The organism is Thiocystis violacea (assembly GCF_016583575.1).
GTDB classification, from domain to species: domain Bacteria; phylum Pseudomonadota; class Gammaproteobacteria; order Chromatiales; family Chromatiaceae; genus Thiocystis; species Thiocystis violacea.
Map to the genome: position 1 here is coordinate 41,468 of NZ_NRRG01000024.1, position 16,503 is coordinate 57,970.

Sequence of the window (16,503 nt, forward strand, 5' to 3'; positions counted from 1 at the left end):
CGGCGATGATTTCCGCGAAGCGAGGGGGCGCGGTTCGAACGGCGCGTACCTTGATGCTCCCCGGCCCCATGGCGCCATGATCTTGTTCCGACCCCTGGGAACCCCATGTATGCCGGGCGCCGCCGCCAGGGGCCGGATCGCGCTGCGACTGTTCGCTCTGACGATGTTGATGGCGACCCTGATCGGCGGTTGCTCGACTCAGCCGCCGGCCCCTGTCCTCGGCTGGAGTTGGTCGGGGCCAGTCCCCGACGGCTATTACCTGGTACGCGGCGGCGACAGTCTCGGCCAGGTCGCGGAACGACTTGGGATCGGTTTGAGCCAACTCGCGCACTGGAATCGGCTGAAACCGCCCTACCGGATCTACGCCGATACCCTGCTGCGAATCGCGCCGCCGGATGGCTCGCCGCCGGTCCGTACCGCGCGCCGGCTGACTCCGCCGGCGGCGCTCGGGGACAAGCCGAGGGTGGCTCGCAAACCTGCCCGGCAGTCACCCGTCGCGACCGCGACGAGAAAACCTGGCCGTCGGGCGGCGCCCGTCGATGGATCCGGCAGTCGTCGGGGATCATCGGGCCTGGAGTGGGAATGGCCGCTGACCGGACCCCTGGTCCGGACCTTCCGGGATGGCGACCGAACGCGCCAGGGCCTGCGTATCGGCGCCCGCGCGGGCGAGCATGTCAGATCCTCGGCGGATGGCCAGGTCGTCTACAGCGGCAGTGGACTCAAGGGATACGGGAACCTTATCATCGTCAAGCACAATGACAAATATTTGAGCGCGTATGGCTTTAACCGCCGGCTGTTGGTCGCGGAAGGCGAGCGCGTGAAGCGCGGTCAGGTGGTGGCGGAAGTCGGGCAGGGCGCGGATGGAGCCTATCTCCTGCACTTCGAGGTTCGCCGCGATGGCCTGGCCGTCGATCCGATGCTCTATCTGCCCAAGCGAAACTAAATCCATCAGGCGCGCCGGAGGGAGATGTGGATGCCAACCGCCAAAGACAGCGAGGCCAACGAGAACTCGCCCGAAGTCGATAGCGAATCGCTCGTGCTGATGAGCGAGGATTGCGATTCGATCGAATCCGAGGAGCCCTACAGGGAAGACCGCGAGGTTCCGGAGAGCGAAGCACCCGAGGCGTCCAGCGAGCGGTTCAGCTCCGGCGATGGCGATTTCGACGCCACGCGCCTCTATCTCAACGAAATCGGTGAATCCAAACTCCTGAGCGCCGAGGAGGAGGTTTATTACGCCCGCCTGGCGCAGGCGGGCGACAATGCCTCTCGTCAGCGCATGATCGTGAGCAATCTTCGTCTGGTGGTGAAGATCGCGCGGCGCTATCTGAATCGGGGTCTGCCCCTGCTGGACCTGATCGAGGAAGGCAATCTCGGGTTGATCCGGGCGGTGGAGAAATTCGATCCGGAGCGCGGCTTCCGCTTCTCCACCTATGCGACCTGGTGGATCCGCCAGACCATCGAGCGCGCCATCATGAATCAAACCCGCACCGTGCGGCTCCCGATTCATGTCGTCAAGGAAATCAACGTCTATCTCAAGGCCTCGCGCAAGCTGGCCCAACGCCTCGACCACGAGCCGACCTCCGAGGACATCGCCAACCTGCTCGACAAGCCCATCGGCGATGTCAAGCGCATGCTCGGCCTCAATGAGCGGATCGCCTCCGTGGATACGCCCTACAGCAAGGACGCCGACAAGCCGCTGGTCGACATGCTGCATGACGAGGCGGCCGGCGACCCCAGCGACCGGATACAGGACGACGATATCCAGAGCAATCTCGAGCACTGGCTGGGGAAGCTCAACGAGAAACAGCGCGAGGTGGTCGAGCGCCGCTTCGGTCTGCATGGGTACGAGAACTCGACCCTGGAGAGTGTGGCCCAGGAGCTTGGGGTTACCCGTGAACGTGTACGTCAGATCCAGATGGACGCACTTCGACGGCTTCGAGATATCCTCGAAAAGGAAGGGTTTTCCGTCGATTCCTTCTTCAAGTAAGCGTTTTTCACCTCGTTCAATTCAGTAAATTTGTTAGGGGAATTCGATTTCCGTCCCTGGACGTCTGGTCACCGTGGCCTATGCCGCGCCTCTAATCGCCATTTGCCCCAGTGTGTGTTGACTTTCGGTGCGCGATCCATTGTTATGAGCCGCGCGACGCCCCGGGATCGAGGCATCGAGTCCCAGGCTGGAGTGCCTCGTAACCTCATGCTGTTTCCCGATGTTCTTGGGGAGGGTCTATGCAAACCAGTCTGGAGCAGAAGTACAATCTCGATATTGTACGCTGGTTCACGATCATGGCCGTCGTCTACCTGGTGGTGGGCGCGTCCGTCGGGGTTTATATCGCATCGGAACTGGCCTGGCCGTTCCTGAATTTCGATAGCCCTTACATTTCCTTCGGGCGTTTGCGCCCCCTGCACACCAACGCCGTCATCTTCGCCTTCGGCGGCTGCACACTGATGGCCACGGCCTTCTACACGGTCCAGCGGACCTGCGGCGTGCGGCTGTGGAGCGACAGGATGGCCCGTTTCACCTTCTGGGGCTGGAACGCTGTCATCGTCCTGGCGGTGCTGACCCTGCCCTTCGGCCTTACCCAGTCCAAGGAATACGCCGAGCTGGAATGGCCGATCGACATCCTGATCGCGGTCGTCTGGCTCTCCTTCACCATCAACTTCATCATGACCATCGCGATCCGCAAGAGCTCGCACATCTACGTGTCGAACTGGTTCTTTCTCGGCATGATGATCATGATCGTCTATCTGCATGTGGTGAACAGCCTCGCGATCCCGGTCGGGCTCTTCAAGTCCTACTCCATCTTCTCCGGGGTGCAGGACGCCATGATCCAGTGGTGGTGGGGGCATAACGCGGTCGGCTTCTATCTGACGGCGGGCTTCCTGGGGATCATGTACTACTTCGTTCCCAAGCAGGCCGGGCGCCCGATCTATTCCTACCGTCTGTCCGTCATTCATTTCTGGGCGCTGATGTTTGGCTATGTCTGGCTCGGCGCGCACCATTTGCAATATACGGCCCTGCCCGACTGGACCGGATCGCTCGGCGCCGCCGTCTCGATCGCCATGATCATCCCTTCCTGGGGCGGCGCGGTGAACGGCATGATGACCCTTTCGGGTGCCTGGGACCGGCTGCGCACCGACTATGTGCTGCGCTTCCTGATCATTGCCCTGGCCTTCTACGCCATGTCGACCTTCGAGGGGCCGGTGATGGCGCTCAAGACCGTCAACGCACTCTCGCACTATACGGACTGGACCATCGGTCATGTGCATTCGGGGGCCTTGGGCTGGGTTGCTGGCGTCTCCATCGGTTCCATCTACCACCTGATGACGCGCCTCTATCACACCGAGATGTTCTCGGAGCGTCTGATCAACTTCCACTTCTGGACCGCGACCATCGGCACCGTCATCTACATCGTGGCCATGTGGGTCTCGGGCATCATGCAGGGTCTCATGTGGCGGGCCTACGACGAGTACGGCACCCTGGCCTATACCTTCGTGGAATCGGTCGACGCCATGCATCCCTACTACGCCATGCGGGCGATCGGCGGCATGATCTTCCTGCTTGGCGCCGTCGTGATGCTGTTCAACGTGCTCATGACCGTCCGTAAATCCGTCGTCGAGGGCAGCCTGGCCAAGGCGCGCGCCCTTCCGGCCGTCGCTTGAAGCCAGGGGTAAAAAAGATGTCCGAGAAAAAGACCAAACCCAAGAGCTTCCAGGAATGGCTGGAGATCAACATCTGGGGGTTGCTGATCGTGACCGCCCTGGTGCTGTCGGTGGGCGGGCTGGTGGAGATCGTGCCTCTCTTCTTCATGAAGAACACCATGGAGCACAATCAATTTCCCGAGATCGTCTGGGAGAAGGCCGGTAAGGAACCCATCGTCGCCATTGATCAGGCCGGCAAGGAGCAGTGGAACTGGAAGCCTGGGGATGGGGTGCGTCCCTATACCGCCGTCGAGCTGGCCGGTCGCGATGTCTATCAGCGCGAGGGCTGCTATCTCTGTCATTCGCAGATGATCCGCCCCTTCCGCGACGAGAAGGAGCGCTACGGTCATTATTCGCTGGCCTCGGAATCCATGTTCGACCATCCCTTCCAATGGGGATCCAAGCGCACCGGACCCGACCTGGCGCGGGTAGGCGGCAAATACTCCGACGAGTGGCAGCGTCAGCATTTGCGCGCGCCGCGCGCCCTGGTGCCCGAGTCGGTCATGCCGGGCTACCCCTGGCTCGAGGAGTCCTATCTCAACGGCAAGAAGCTCAGCCGCCATATGAAGGGTCTGCGGGTCGTCGGCACTCCCTATTCGGACGCCGATATCGAGGCCGCCCCGGCGCTCGCCGAGGGCAAGACCGAGATGGACGCCCTGGTGGCCTATCTGCAGGTGCTCGGAACCATGGTCGCGCTCGATGACGCCAAGGCTTACCGTGAATAGTTTGCTCGAATATTTCGAGACCGACTGGCAGGCGATGACGGCCACGGACTGGATTGGAACCATTCTCACCGTCGTCATCTTCCTGCTGATGATCGTGGCCTACTTCCAGGTCTTTCGTCCCAAGAATCGGGAACGGTTCGAAGCCAGGAAACACATCCCGTTCGATGAGGACGACGACGACAGATTCGGAGACAGCGATGGCGGAAAATAATCCCTTCCCCGGTGAGAACAACACCGGTCATGTCTGGGACGACAATCTGCGCGAGTTGAAAAACCCCCCGCCACGCTGGTGGATGATGGGTTTCTGGGCCTCCATCCTTTTCGTGATCGGCTACTCCCTGCTGTATCCGACCTGGCCGGTCGGGCAGGAGCCGACCCAGGGCGTCCTGGGCTGGACCCAGATGAAGGAATACGAGAAAGGCATGGAGCAGGTCGAGTCCAAACGGGCCAAGTTCGAGGATCGGATTCGCGGCATGAGCGCCAACGAGATCCTGGCCGATCCTGGTCTCACTCAATACACGCTCGCCTCGGCCAAGGTGCTGTTTGGCGACAACTGCTCGGCCTGTCACGGCAGCGGCGGTCAGGGGAATCCCGGTTATCCGGTCCTGGCCGATGACGACTGGCTCTATGGCGGCGGCACGGCCAAGATCACCGAGTCCATCACGGGCGGTCGCCAGGGCGCTATGACGCCCCACCAGACCATTCTGACCGAGACCGAGGTGGATACGCTCGCCAACTGGGTCGTCCAGATGAGCGAGACCGCCGGTCAGGGCGGAAGCGACGAGGGCTGGACGCTCTTCAAGAGCAAGGGCTGCACCGCCTGCCACGGCCAGGAGGCGAACGGCATACTGGTCGCGCTTCCGAACGGCGATGTCGTCACCGTGGGTGCCGCCAACCTGACGGATGGAATCTGGCGTTTCGAGCCAGGCGGCTACGAGAGCGCTAGGCACACCATCCTGTACGGGGTGAATCAGTCCGGGGTTCCGGAGTCGAGAGGCGCGGTGATGCCGGCGTTCGCGGAGGCCGGCAAGCTCAGCGAGCAGGAAATCAAGAAGCTCGTGGTCTACGTTCACTCCCTCGGTGGCGGTCGCTAGACCGGACGGGTCTGGGGTCGACCGTCGCGTCAGTCAATCAATGGAGTTTGGGAGAGCCAAGCCATGACCGGTTTCTTTCTCACCTGGGATCTCGTGACCCTGATGTCGATCGCGATGGTTCTGATCGCCATCGGCATCATCGTCTTTCTGGGATTCAAGGTCGTGCGACTCATGAATCGCGACGCGCGGTCGAACGAGGACGGATCCTAGCCTCCAGCGCGGTGTGACGGCGTGCCGACAGGGGGTGTTCTTGGTTCCGATCCCTCGCCTGGCGTCGGCCGCTGGCAACCTCGACGGAATTTTCAGGATCGACAGGGTGATCGGCCCTTCGGAGCCGGGAAGCCCTGTTGATTCAGGGGGATTGCGTCGATCCCTTCGGTTTATTCCGTGGCTGCCGAAACGCCCGCGACTGGGCGGCTCCAATTCCGTTCGCCATCAAGGTTCCTGGATATCCTCGCCGCCTCGGTCACCGGGCCGGTCAGGGATATCCGTCCATGGACTCTTCGCTCTCCTCCCTTGGCAACCCGCGCCGCCGTTCAATCCCGCGCTTGAGGATCGATAATTTTGGATCCATGGGGTTGCTTGCCCATCCGATGCAACCATCTCGACGACACCATTGACCCCGCAGTGGAGAAGGTCAACTTGAAGACGAATCCTGACATAGCCCCGTTGTCCGCCGTGGACGCCCTCTACGCGGAGTCCGAGGACTGGCACCTCAATACCGGCGGTCAGACCATCCATGCCAAACGGCTCCCCGGACGCTGGCGCACCATCAAATGGCTGCTGGCCTCCGTCTGGCTTGTCTATTTCCTCGGACCCTACCTGCGCTGGGACGGGCAACAGGCCGTTCTCTTCGATATCCCGAATCGCAAGTACCACATCTTCTCGGCGACCGTGCTGCCCCAGGATTTCTGGATGCTGTCGCTCTTGCTGCTTTTCTTCGCGATCCTGCTGGCGGTCATGACGGCCCTGGTCGGTCGCGTCTGGTGCGGCTTTTTCTGCTTTCAGACGGTCTGGACGGATGTCTTCACCTGGATCGAGGAGCGGCTCGAAGGACCACCGGCTGCTCGTCGCAAGCTCGATCAGGCGCCCCTGACCCTGGCCAAGGCGCGGGTCAAGGTGACGAAACATGCCCTCTGGATCCTCATTGGATTCCTCACCGGATTCAGCTTCGTCGCCTGGTTCACGGATGCCCCGACCCTCTGGAGCACCTTCTTCATCGGTCAAGCCAACAGCGTGGCCTATGCGACGGTCGCCCTGTTCGCGGCCGGAACCTATGTGCTGGCCGGGTTTCTGCGCGAGCAAACCTGCTTTTGGCTCTGTCCCTACGCGCGGATCCAGGGCGTGATGCTGGACAAGACCACCATCGTCCCCACCTATGACGAGAAGCGCGGCGAGCCGCGCGGACGTGTCAGGCGCGACGAGGCAACCGCCGAGCGTGCCAACGGGGACTGTGTCGACTGCAATCAGTGCGTCGCGGTTTGCCCGACCGGAATCGACATCCGGCGCGGTCAGCAGGAAGGCTGCATCACCTGCGCCCTCTGCCTCGACGCCTGCGACCAGGTGATGGATAAGGTCGGGCGTCCGCGCGGCCTGATTCGCTATGCCTCTCTGGACGAACTGGAGGGCCTTCCGACCAAGACCCTGCTGTTACGGCCGCGGGTCTGGGTCTATTCGGCCATTCTCGCCCTGGCCTTGGGTGGAATCGTCTACGGACTGACGTCCCTGGCCCCGATGGAACTCAAGGTGCTGCACGAACGGGCGCCACTCTTCGTTCTGCAAAGCGACGGCTCGATCCAGAACAAATACACCTTGAAAATTCTCAATAAGACGCCCGACATACTGTCCGTGACCATCCGTGTCTCGGGTCACGACCAGATCCGACTGGCCGGCGCCGAGGAGCCGATCGAGACCGCGCCGGGCGGCGTGACCCCAGCGGTGGTGTTCGTGCGCATCCCCCGCCGGCTGCTCGCGGCCGAACAGCAACCCATCGTCTTCCGGGTGGAGGCCGAGCGCTCATCCGGCGATCCCGTCGCGACCGAGCGTGAAAGTGTCTTCATCGGACCCCCGAAATAGGCGATTTCCGGGAAACAGCCTAAAGTCCGCGCCTATCTGGATCGGCGCCTCATGTGGATCAACAGAAATGACTTCCGAAACCCACGCAACCCCCACGCCCGCCTTGCGCAGCCCCTGGGTGCTTGGCTGGCTCGCCCTGCTCTCGACCGTTCTCCTCGTGAACGTCCTCATGGTCTATCTCGCCTTCTCGACCAGTCCCGGATTGGTCAACGCCGATTATTACGAGCGTGGCCAGGACTACGAGCAGACGCTCGTCTCGCGCCAGGCCCGCGCTCCAAACTGGACCATGCGCTCGGACATCCCCAAGCCGCTCACGGTCGACGCCCCCGACACCATCCGGATCGTGCTCGTCGATCGCGTGGGTCAGCCGGTCGATCCGGATTCGGTCACCTTCCACGCCTATCGTCCTTCCGACGCCGGACACGACTTCTCCCGGCCCATGACCCGAGAGGATCGCGGGCGTTATGTCGTCAAGCTGGCCTTTCCCCTGGTCGGCGTCTGGGACACCCTGATCGCCGTGCGCTCCGGCGAGGAGGAACTCAGCCTCGGCGAGCGGGTCAGCGTGGGTCGCGACTGAATCCGTGCCTGGCGCCGAGACGCTTGCGATCGGGCACCATCCGACCGCCGAATCCCAAGAGGCGCTCCGCTGTTTTCACTGCGGACTGCCGGTCTCGGCCTCGGCCCCCGAGACGGCCGTCATCCAGGGTTGTGAGCGAGGCTTCTGCTGCACCGGCTGCCAAGCGGTCTGCGAGGCCATCCATGCCGCGGGTCTGGAGGGCTTCTACCGGCGCACGCCCGAGGGCGAGGTGCTTGGGCCGCCCCCCGAGCCGCCCAGGGATCTGGCCATCTTCGACCTCGACGCGGTGCAGGAGGAATTCACCGACATCGCCGGCGAAGGCCGCGAGATCAACCTGCTGGTCGAAGGCATCCACTGCGCCGCCTGTGTCTGGCTGATCGAGAAGGGACTGCAAACCCTACCCGGCGTCGAGGAGGCGCGGGTCAATCTCACCGGCCGCCGGTTGCGCGTGCGCTGGGATAACGGCCGGCTCAAACTCTCGCGCATCCTGCGCCGTCTCGCCGATCTGGGTTACGCCGCGACCCCCTTCGATCCGGATTCCGCCGAGGGCGCCATCGGCCGCGAGAATCGTGACCTGCTGTTTCGGCTTGCCTGGGCCGGATTCGCGATGATGAATCTCATGTGGATCTCCATCGCGCTTTACAGCGGCGCGGATCGGGGGGAGTTCCGCGATCTTTTCCATTGGATCGGCTGGCTGTTGGCCACCCCGACCCTGCTGTACTCGGGCGCGCCCTTCTTCAAGGGGGCCTGGTCGGGGCTGCGCTCCGGTCATCTGAGCATGGACCTGCCGATCGCCATCGGCGTGACCACCACCTATGGCTACTCCCTGTACGTGACCCTGGGCGGGTCGGACATCGGCGCGGTCTACTGGGACACGGTCGTCAACTTCCTCTTCGTCATCCTGGTCGGGCGTTATCTGGAAGCGATCTCGCGGCGGCGCGCGGTGGCCGCGACCCAGCGTCTGCTCGATCTCCAGCCCAAGGTGGCGACCCGGATCGAGGATGGCGGGGAGCGGCTGGTCCCGATCCGCTCGCTCATTCTTGGCGACTGGGTGCTAGTGCGCCCCGGTGAACGCATCCCGGTGGACGGCGAGGTGATGGACGGACGGAGCGGGGTCGACGAGTCCATGTTGACCGGCGAGTCGCGCCAGATCGCCAAGCGGACCGGCGATCGGGTCTCGGCCGGAACCATCAACGGGGCTGGTGTACTCAAGGTCCGCGCCGCCGCCTTGCTGCGCGAGACGACGCTCGGGCGCATCATCCGGCTGGTCGAGGAGGCCCAGTCCAGCCGCGCCCCCATCCAGCGTCTGGCCGATCGGATCGTGCCCTGGTTCGTGGGCGCGACCCTGGGGCTGGCGGCCCTGACCTTTTCCCTCTGGTTCCGCGTCGATATCGAACTGGCGCTCACCGCCGCGACCGCCGTGCTTATCATCACCTGTCCCTGCGCCTTCGGCATGGCCACGCCCATGGCGGTCGCGGTCGCCTCCGGGGTCGGCGCCGCGCGGGGCATCCTCATCAAGAACGGGGCCGTGCTGGAACGGCTCTCGGCGATCCGCCACCTGGTCTTCGACAAGACCGGCACCCTCACCGAGGGGCGTCCGGCGGTCATGGCCCTGCGCGACGCTTCGGGTCCGTGGTGGCCGATCGAGACGGATGGCGCGAACCTGACGCCGGAACATCGCGCGGATCTGAGGCGCTTCGCCGCCCTGGAGCGTCTTTCCGAGCATCCGGCGGCGCTCGCTCTGCTGGACCTCTGCGCGCGCGCCGGGATCGATCCGTCCGGCATCGAGGCGCAAGCCGTCGAAGTGGTCCCAGGAATGGGGATCAAGGGACAAGTCGAGGGGCGGCGTCTGGTCATCGGCAGCCGCGATTGGCTGATCCTCGATGGCATCCCGGATTGGGCTGGGGAGACGGACGCTTCGGCATCCGAGGATCCGGATCCGACGAGCCAGGTCTGCTGCGCGCTCGATGGTCGCCTGGTGATGCGACTGGGCCTGGAGGATCGGTTGCGGCCGGGCGCGGCCTCGGTCATCGCGCGTCTGCGTCGACAGGGGATTCGCGTCACCCTGCTCACCGGGGACCGGCGCGAGGCCGCCGAGCGCATCGCGCGTCAGATCGGCGATGTCGACCTGATCGCCGAGGTGTTGCCCGAGGGCAAGGATCGCGTCATCGATGATCTCCAGCGCCAGGGCGAGCCCATCGCCATGGTCGGCGATGGCGTCAACGACGCCCCGGCCCTGGTGCGCGCCGCTGTCGGCATCGCCATGGGGAGCGGGACCGACATCTCCATCGCCAGCGCCGACATCGTGCTCATGTCGAGCGAACTGGAGCGGGTGCTGGAGGCCGCCGAACTATCGCGGCGCACGCTGCGAACCATCCGCCAGAACATCGCCCTCTCCATTCTCTACAATCTCATCATGGTGCCGCTGGCCATGGCCGGATTCATCACACCCCTGATCGCCGCCATCTCCATGCCCCTGAGCAGCCTGGCCGTCATCGGCAACTCGGCCCGCATCGGCGCTTCCTTCAAGTCATTCCCAGGAGCCCGCTAAGCATCATGGACGTCATCTATGGCCTGATTCCCGGCATGCTGGTCCTGGGGCTCGCGGCGGTCGCCGTGCTCTTCTGGGCCGCGCGCAGCGGCCAGTTCGACGACCTGGACGGCGACGGCCAGCGCATCCTGCTCGACGAGGACGAGATCGATCCCAGACGCCTGCCGGACGCCGATCCGGACGAGGATCCTGGCGACCGTAACGGTTGATGTTGACCCGTGCCGCATTCTCAACGCTTGATGGCGGTCACGGCATCTAACTTCCGCTCATCCTTCACTGCACCCTGCCGATATTTCCAGTCTAGGCTGACCCTCTCTTTCTTCGTGGATCAAGGAACGCTCGCATGTGGAAGAATCTCACCATCCGCACCCGGCTCATGGTCGTTGCGATGCCCGGTGTCTTGCTGATCGGGACGCTGCTCGTTCTCATCGCCTATCTCACCGCGTCCAGCATGGCGCGGAGCCTGGTCGATCAGACCTTGCTCATGAAGGCGGATGGGGATCTGCGCGCCACCAAGCTCTACATCGAGCGTATCCACGGTCGCTTCTTGTCGCGCGACGGCCGCCTGGTGGATGCGAAGGGCGAGGCGGTCGAGGGTCGGTTCGAGGTGGTCGACGCCATCAGTCAGGATCTGGGGCTGGTGTTCAGTCTGTTCAGCCGCGACGGTGGTGAATTCGTCCGGATCTCGACCAGCGTGCGCGACAAGGACGGGCAGCGTCAGCTCGGCACCCGGCTCGGGGAGTCCAGCGCGGCCCATGCGCCACTGATTCGGGGTGAGCGCTATGTGGGCGAATCCGATGTGCTGGGCGAGCCGCATCTGACCGCCTATGAGTCCCTGCTCGATGAGTCCGGTCAGGTGATCGGCGCCTACGGCCTCGGGATATCGCGGGTTCGCGCCGACGCCATCCAGTCGGCCGGCATGGGCGATCTGCTCCGGCGCATGGGATTGGCCCTGTCGCTGGTGATGGTGCTCGGGGTCGTCGGTGTCTATGGGCTGTCGCGGATGATCACCCGGCCGATCCGGCAAGTCACCGGGCGGCTCAAGGAGATCGCGGAAGGCGAGGGCGATCTGAGTCAGCGACTTGGGGTGGAGGGTCGCAATGAGCTGGCGGATCTGGCCCGAACCTTCGATCTCATCGTCGATCGGATCCATGGAATGGTGAGGGAGGTCGCGGGCGTCTCCGCGCATCTGGCGTCGGCGGCCGAGGAGCTGTCGGTCACCAGCGGTGAGACCAGCGAACAGGTCCGGCATCAATTGTCCGAGACCGATCAGGTGGCGACCGCCATCCATGAAATGACGGCGACGGTCGAGGAGGTCGCGCGCCACGCCGCAGACGCCGCGCGCGCCGCCCAGGAGACGGACCGCGAGGCCGATGCCGGCGCCCTGGTGGTGGAACAGACCATCCTGGCGATCGAGAGCCTGGCCAGCGAGGTCGAAACCGCTGGTGGCTTCATCGGCCGACTCTCGGAGGACAGCCGCGAGATCGGCGCGGTGCTCGACGTCATTCGCGCCGTGGCGGCGCAGACCAATCTGCTGGCCTTGAACGCCGCGATCGAGGCGGCGCGAGCGGGCGAGCAGGGGCGCGGATTCGCCGTGGTCGCCGACGAGGTGCGCACGCTCGCCAGCCGCACCCAGGACTCGATTCAGGACATCCAGGGCAAGATCGAGCGTGTCCAGACGGGTTCCATCGGCGCGGTCGCGGTCATGGAGCAGGGCCAGATCAAGGCCCGCGATGGCGTGGCCCAGGCGCGGCGGGCGGGCGAGTCGCTCCGGGCGATCGCCGTCGCCATTGCCCGAATCAACGACATGAACACCCAGATCGCGAGCGCCGCCGAGGAGCAATCGGCCGTGGCGGAGGAGATCAACCGCAACATCCAATCCATGGCCCAGGGTGTGAACCAGATCTCAGGTGGGTCGCGGCAAGTAACCGCCGCCAGCGCGGAACTGGCGAAACTCGCGGCGAACCTGCAAGATACGACCGGCCGATTCCGGATATGATCAATTGGAATGTCGCTTTGCGACAGCCTTCCGCAGGGGGTAAAACTCAATGTTAGTCGATGACGAACGCCGCGATTTCAAACGTCTGATAGCCGAAACGGACGTGACCATCACCCGACTGACCTCCGGGGATGTGCTGAAGGCCGATCTGGTCGATTTGAGTGCTTCCGGCTGCGCCTTCCACTCCGATCCGCGAATCGAGCTGGACGAGGAACTGGAGATCCTGGTGCGCAGCCCAAGCGACCGGATCGAACCGCTGCGCCGCGCCGCGCTGGTCGTGCGCGTGACACAGAGCGACCAGGGGCGGCTGGTGGGGGTGCGATTCCTCGACCAGAAGGACTGAGGCGCGATCCGGGAACAGCCTCCCGAACGAGCCATTGGCCACGCGTCCCGTGGCTCCATCACCATTGTCCAAGGCCCGGTCGGGCCTTGCTTCGTCCGCCCAACCATCCATGCAGCGCTTCTATTTCAGTCTGGATATCTCGGCCAGCGAGTATCTTCGCTACTACCAGGGCTCCGCCAGGCGGGTGCTGGTACGCGCCCATGACGCGCGCAGCCTGTCGATCCCGGCCGCCAATCTGCGTCCCTTCGTCACCAGCGCGGGCGTCAAGGGTCGCTTCTGTCTGACGGTCGATCAGGACCACCGTTTGATCTCGCTCGAACGACAGACGCCGTAGACGGGCCAGGCCCGTGGCACGGGCGTTGGGTTTTGGCGCGGGGCCTCGGCGGCTCGGGCGAGGATTCGCCCGATCGGCTCAAGGAAACCGCCGGTTCGCCGTTAACCAGGGCGTGCCCACCGCCCTCGGAGCAACCCGCATGTCCATCGAATCGCAACTCTCGCTCGTATCCAGCCGTTTCACCCTGAAATCCACCAGTCAAAGCTGGAGCCAGGGAACCACGGTCGGCCAGAACCCCAGCCAGACGGCGTTGTCCAGTCTTCAGGAGAAGGCGCTGAACGCCTTGGCGCGCGAGATTCCTGGGATGGAGTCCTCATCCTTGAAGGCGCTCGATCCGGCAGAATACACGCCAGATAAGGTCGCCGGGCGGATCGGCCAGTTCGTTGCCATGGGGCTGGAGAATGCCCGCGCGAGCGGCAAGTCCGAGGAGGAGGTTCAGGCGCTCTATGACAGCGCGGTGAAGGGCGTGGAGCAGGGGTTCAAGGAGGCCAAGGAGATTCTCTCCAACCTCAAGCTCCTGGATGGACCCGTCGCCGAGCAGGTGGAGGCGACCGAGAAGGCGACCTTCGAGGCATTGGCCGGGTTGTCGCCAAGCCAGAGCGGGGAAGGCGTGACCGAAACAACCGCCATGACCGGGATGGCGGTCGCTCAACGTTATCAGAAGGCCGAGGATTTCGAGCTGAACCTGACGACGCGCGACGGCGACAAAGTCCGCGTGAGCTTCAGCCGGAATCTGGACGCGCAGGGCAGTTTCGCGGTGTCCAGCGACGGCGAGGGCAATCGAGCGGCGGTCATGGATCTCAGTCGCTCGGAAAGCAGCCAGTATGCGTTCAGCGTGGAAGGCGATCTCAGCGTGGATGAGATCGACGCGATTCAGAATCTGGTGCGCGATGTCGGGAAGGTCGCCAACGACTTCTTCAGCGGCGATGTCCAGAAGGCGTTCGAGAAGGTCTCCGATGTCGCCTTCGACGGATCCCAACTCGCGTCGATGAATCTGCGCATGAGCCGGTCCGAACAGTTCAGCGCGGCCAAGATCTATGAAGGGACGCAGCGTCTGGAAGAGCCTGAGCAGGCCAGATCCGGCCGCCGTCTGGGTCATATGATGCGTGAACTCCGCGATAGCTTCGAGAAACCGGAGCTGGGTTTCCTGGACCAGGCTGGCAAGGAAGCGAGTAATATCATGAAGGGTCTGGTCCAGCAGGACAGTCGCTTCAAGGATGCGTCGGAGGAGCAGCAGACGCTCTATAAGAAGAACTTTGAGCGGTTGCTGAGTTCGCTCGAAGTGGAAAAATAAGACGCTATCCTGGTTCAGCCCGGTATTCACGCCGGGGCGAGTTGGCTTAGGATCCGTGCCGGTGGCACTACGAGGTAGTCGCCATCGCTTTTACGGGAAACGACCGGGTGCTCCCGCCATTGGCGAGTCGCCGGGCTTGGTTTCGGCTCGGGGCATCACCTGGATGTCGCATCGAGCCTCGTTTCCCGCGTTCGGTTGGTGAATAAGGAGAAGCTGGTGTCCAACCAAGCCATGCGTTCGATCTCGTCCTTCGTCGGGAAACCCTGGAAAACCATTCTATTGGGGGTATTCGCGGCGGGTTCCGTCCTGGTGATGGATCACGCCTCGCCGCTCGCCTGGTTGCTCGCCGCCGCGCTCCTGTCGTTCGCGTTGTTCATCGAGTACCACCAGCATCGGATGCTGAAGGCCGCGATCGCCGCCACCCGCGCCGAATTCCAGTCGCATCTGGACAACAAATCCCGTCAGTTGAACGTCTGGGAGCGTGCCTTCGAGCGGCTGGGCATCGAACTCTTCCCCATCTTCGTCCGTCACATCGAGCATTCCCGCCAACTCACCGAGCAGAGCGTCACCCATCTGGCGGGCTCCTTCAGCGAACTGGTCATGGACCTGGAGCAGGTCATCGCGGCCACCCAGGCGGGCGACCTCCAGGATCACGTCATCGTCGGGCAATTCCAGGAAAGTCAGGCGAAACTGACCGAGGTGATCGGCGATTTCGAAAGCATCCTGCATCGCGAGCTGGCCATGAGCGAACAGGTCGAGCGCCTGGCTGGCTTCGGCGGCGAGATGCAACGCATGGCCCAGGACGTTCGCTCGGTCGCGGAGCAGATCAATCTGCTGGCGCTCAATGCCGCGATCGAGGCCGCTCGCGCGGGCGAGCAGGGTCGCGGCTTCGCCGTGGTCGCCGACGAGGTGCGCAAGCTGGCCGGCTCCTCGGCCGCGACCGGGGCGCGAATCAGCGTCAAGGTGGAGGAACTGGCCCGCTCGCTGGCCCAGACCCAGAGCATGGTGAAGGCGTCCATGAGCAGCGCGGATTCCTTGGTGAAATCATCCGAGCACAAGGTGGAGGCCGTCATGAGTCGACTGCGGCAAACCACCGAGTCGCTCAACGAGGATGCCCAGCGCCTGCGTCATCTCAGCGAGAGTATTCGGTCGCGGGTCGGGGCCTCGCTGGTGGATCTTCAATTCCAGGATCGGACCAGTCAGGTTCTCGCGCACGTTTGCGAGGGACTCGAACACCTGAGCGAGCGGCTGCTGGCGACCTCCAAGCACGATCTGACCCAGCAGGAGTTGGATATCCTGGAGATCGACGGCCTGCTGGCCCAGATGCTGGCCTCCTACAGCACCATCGAGGAGCGTGATCTGCACACCACCGGAGGGGCGGCGAGGGTAGAATCGGCGGCCTCCGAGCTGACATTTTTTTAGACGAAACGGAGTTTGGCATGGCGAAGACCATCATGGTGATCGACGATTCGGCGTCGTTCCGGAGCGTGGTGACGATCGCGCTCAAGGGTGCCGGATACGATGTTCTCGAGGCCTGCGACGGGCGCGACGCGCTCGCGAAGCTTACGGGCCAGAAGATCCACCTCATCGTCAGCGATGTGAACATGCCCAACATGGACGGCATCACCCTGGTGCGAGAGGTGAAAAAGCACCCGAATTACAAGTTCACGCCCATCATGATGCTGACCACCGAGAGTCAGCCCGAGAAGAAACAGGCCGCGCGGGACGCTGGCGCCAAGGCCTGGCTGGTCAAGCCGTTCCAGCCGCCCATGCTCTTGGATGCCGTATCCAAGCTGGTGCTCCCATAACCC

The 16,503-nt window shown here is 63.7% G+C and carries 17 protein-coding genes; all 17 read left to right on the top strand.

The window, feature by feature from the left end:
* The first annotated feature begins 109 nt into the window (after nucleotides 1–109).
* The 17 genes from CKO27_RS12705 (at nucleotide 110) to CKO27_RS12785 (ending at nucleotide 16,500) form a co-directional block, all read left to right on the top strand.
* A complete protein-coding gene (locus CKO27_RS12705; protein WP_200375269.1) occupies nucleotides 110–943 on the top strand; it encodes a peptidoglycan DD-metalloendopeptidase family protein in 834 nt (277 codons plus the stop codon).
* A gap of 30 nt (nucleotides 944–973) precedes the next feature.
* Nucleotides 974–1,987, top strand: a complete 1,014-nt coding sequence (gene rpoS / locus CKO27_RS12710; protein WP_200375270.1) for an RNA polymerase sigma factor RpoS — start codon at nucleotides 974–976, stop codon at nucleotides 1,985–1,987.
* 239 nt (nucleotides 1,988–2,226) lie between these two features.
* On the top strand, nucleotides 2,227–3,660 hold the full coding sequence (gene ccoN / locus CKO27_RS12715) for a cytochrome-c oxidase, cbb3-type subunit I (protein ID WP_200375271.1): 1,434 nt from the start codon (nucleotides 2,227–2,229) through the stop codon (nucleotides 3,658–3,660).
* A gap of 17 nt (nucleotides 3,661–3,677) precedes the next feature.
* Nucleotides 3,678–4,424 (top strand): cytochrome-c oxidase, cbb3-type subunit II, encoded by a 747-nt coding sequence (gene ccoO, locus CKO27_RS12720; RefSeq protein WP_200375272.1) that lies wholly within the window; start codon nucleotides 3,678–3,680, stop codon nucleotides 4,422–4,424.
* Nucleotides 4,417–4,635 (top strand): CcoQ/FixQ family Cbb3-type cytochrome c oxidase assembly chaperone, encoded by a 219-nt coding sequence (locus tag CKO27_RS12725; RefSeq protein ID WP_200375273.1) that lies wholly within the window; start codon nucleotides 4,417–4,419, stop codon nucleotides 4,633–4,635. The genes ccoO and CKO27_RS12725 overlap by 8 nt, the downstream gene beginning before the upstream one ends.
* Nucleotides 4,622–5,518 carry a cytochrome-c oxidase, cbb3-type subunit III gene (gene ccoP, locus CKO27_RS12730; protein ID WP_200375274.1) on the top strand — a complete coding sequence of 299 codons (897 nt, stop codon included), beginning with the start codon at nucleotides 4,622–4,624 and terminating at the stop codon, nucleotides 5,516–5,518. The genes CKO27_RS12725 and ccoP overlap by 14 nt, the downstream gene beginning before the upstream one ends.
* 63 nt (nucleotides 5,519–5,581) lie before the next feature.
* Nucleotides 5,582–5,728, top strand: a complete 147-nt coding sequence (locus CKO27_RS12735) for a hypothetical protein (RefSeq protein ID WP_200375275.1) — start codon at nucleotides 5,582–5,584, stop codon at nucleotides 5,726–5,728.
* A gap of 432 nt (nucleotides 5,729–6,160) precedes the next feature.
* Nucleotides 6,161–7,594, top strand: coding sequence for a cytochrome c oxidase accessory protein CcoG (ccoG, locus tag CKO27_RS12740; RefSeq protein ID WP_200375276.1), 1,434 nt, complete (start codon nucleotides 6,161–6,163; stop codon nucleotides 7,592–7,594).
* 67 nt (nucleotides 7,595–7,661) lie between these two features.
* On the top strand, nucleotides 7,662–8,171 hold the full coding sequence (locus CKO27_RS12745; protein WP_200375277.1) for a FixH family protein: 510 nt from the start codon (nucleotides 7,662–7,664) through the stop codon (nucleotides 8,169–8,171).
* A 4-nt stretch (nucleotides 8,172–8,175) separates the two neighbouring features.
* Entirely contained in the window at nucleotides 8,176–10,722 is a 2,547-nt protein-coding gene (locus CKO27_RS12750; protein ID WP_338116017.1) for a heavy metal translocating P-type ATPase, read from the top strand.
* 5 nt (nucleotides 10,723–10,727) lie between these two features.
* Nucleotides 10,728–10,931, top strand: coding sequence for a cbb3-type cytochrome oxidase assembly protein CcoS (ccoS, locus tag CKO27_RS12755; RefSeq protein WP_200375278.1), 204 nt, complete (start codon nucleotides 10,728–10,730; stop codon nucleotides 10,929–10,931).
* A 134-nt stretch (nucleotides 10,932–11,065) separates the two neighbouring features.
* Entirely contained in the window at nucleotides 11,066–12,721 is a 1,656-nt protein-coding gene (locus tag CKO27_RS12760) for a methyl-accepting chemotaxis protein (protein ID WP_200375279.1), read from the top strand.
* A 49-nt stretch (nucleotides 12,722–12,770) separates the two neighbouring features.
* Nucleotides 12,771–13,064 carry a PilZ domain-containing protein gene (locus tag CKO27_RS12765; RefSeq protein ID WP_200375280.1) on the top strand — a complete coding sequence of 98 codons (294 nt, stop codon included), beginning with the start codon at nucleotides 12,771–12,773 and terminating at the stop codon, nucleotides 13,062–13,064.
* A 109-nt stretch (nucleotides 13,065–13,173) separates the two neighbouring features.
* Nucleotides 13,174–13,398, top strand: a complete 225-nt coding sequence (locus tag CKO27_RS12770; RefSeq protein WP_200375281.1) for a DUF2835 domain-containing protein — start codon at nucleotides 13,174–13,176, stop codon at nucleotides 13,396–13,398.
* A 139-nt stretch (nucleotides 13,399–13,537) separates the two neighbouring features.
* Nucleotides 13,538–14,692, top strand: a complete 1,155-nt coding sequence (locus CKO27_RS12775; protein WP_200375282.1) for a DUF5610 domain-containing protein — start codon at nucleotides 13,538–13,540, stop codon at nucleotides 14,690–14,692.
* Between the two features lie 741 nt (nucleotides 14,693–15,433).
* Complete coding sequence (locus CKO27_RS25295; RefSeq protein WP_420825831.1) at nucleotides 15,434–16,114, top strand: methyl-accepting chemotaxis protein; 681 nt, start codon at nucleotides 15,434–15,436, stop codon at nucleotides 16,112–16,114.
* A 17-nt stretch (nucleotides 16,115–16,131) separates the two neighbouring features.
* A complete protein-coding gene (locus tag CKO27_RS12785; RefSeq protein ID WP_200375283.1) occupies nucleotides 16,132–16,500 on the top strand; it encodes a response regulator in 369 nt (122 codons plus the stop codon).
* Nucleotides 16,501–16,503: the final 3 nt, after the last annotated feature.

Bases quoted from the DNA above. Each gene is read 5' to 3' on its own strand.
- CKO27_RS12705 (WP_200375269.1), top strand. From the start codon at position 110: ATGCCGGGCGCCGCCGCCAGGGGCCGGATCGCGCTGCGACTGTTCGCT.
- rpoS (WP_200375270.1), top strand. From the start codon at position 974: ATGCCAACCGCCAAAGACAGCGAGGCCAACGAGAACTCGCCCGAAGTC.
- ccoN (WP_200375271.1), top strand. From the start codon at position 2,227: ATGCAAACCAGTCTGGAGCAGAAGTACAATCTCGATATTGTACGCTGG.
- ccoO (WP_200375272.1), top strand. From the start codon at position 3,678: ATGTCCGAGAAAAAGACCAAACCCAAGAGCTTCCAGGAATGGCTGGAG.
- ccoP (WP_200375274.1), top strand. From the start codon at position 4,622: ATGGCGGAAAATAATCCCTTCCCCGGTGAGAACAACACCGGTCATGTC.
- CKO27_RS12735 (WP_200375275.1), top strand. From the start codon at position 5,582: ATGACCGGTTTCTTTCTCACCTGGGATCTCGTGACCCTGATGTCGATC.
- CKO27_RS12745 (WP_200375277.1), top strand. From the start codon at position 7,662: ATGACTTCCGAAACCCACGCAACCCCCACGCCCGCCTTGCGCAGCCCC.
- ccoS (WP_200375278.1), top strand. From the start codon at position 10,728: ATGGACGTCATCTATGGCCTGATTCCCGGCATGCTGGTCCTGGGGCTC.
- CKO27_RS12760 (WP_200375279.1), top strand. From the start codon at position 11,066: ATGTGGAAGAATCTCACCATCCGCACCCGGCTCATGGTCGTTGCGATG.
- CKO27_RS12765 (WP_200375280.1), top strand. From the start codon at position 12,771: ATGTTAGTCGATGACGAACGCCGCGATTTCAAACGTCTGATAGCCGAA.
- CKO27_RS12770 (WP_200375281.1), top strand. From the start codon at position 13,174: ATGCAGCGCTTCTATTTCAGTCTGGATATCTCGGCCAGCGAGTATCTT.
- CKO27_RS12775 (WP_200375282.1), top strand. From the start codon at position 13,538: ATGTCCATCGAATCGCAACTCTCGCTCGTATCCAGCCGTTTCACCCTG.
- CKO27_RS25295 (WP_420825831.1), top strand. From the start codon at position 15,434: ATGAGCGAACAGGTCGAGCGCCTGGCTGGCTTCGGCGGCGAGATGCAA.
- CKO27_RS12785 (WP_200375283.1), top strand. From the start codon at position 16,132: ATGGCGAAGACCATCATGGTGATCGACGATTCGGCGTCGTTCCGGAGC.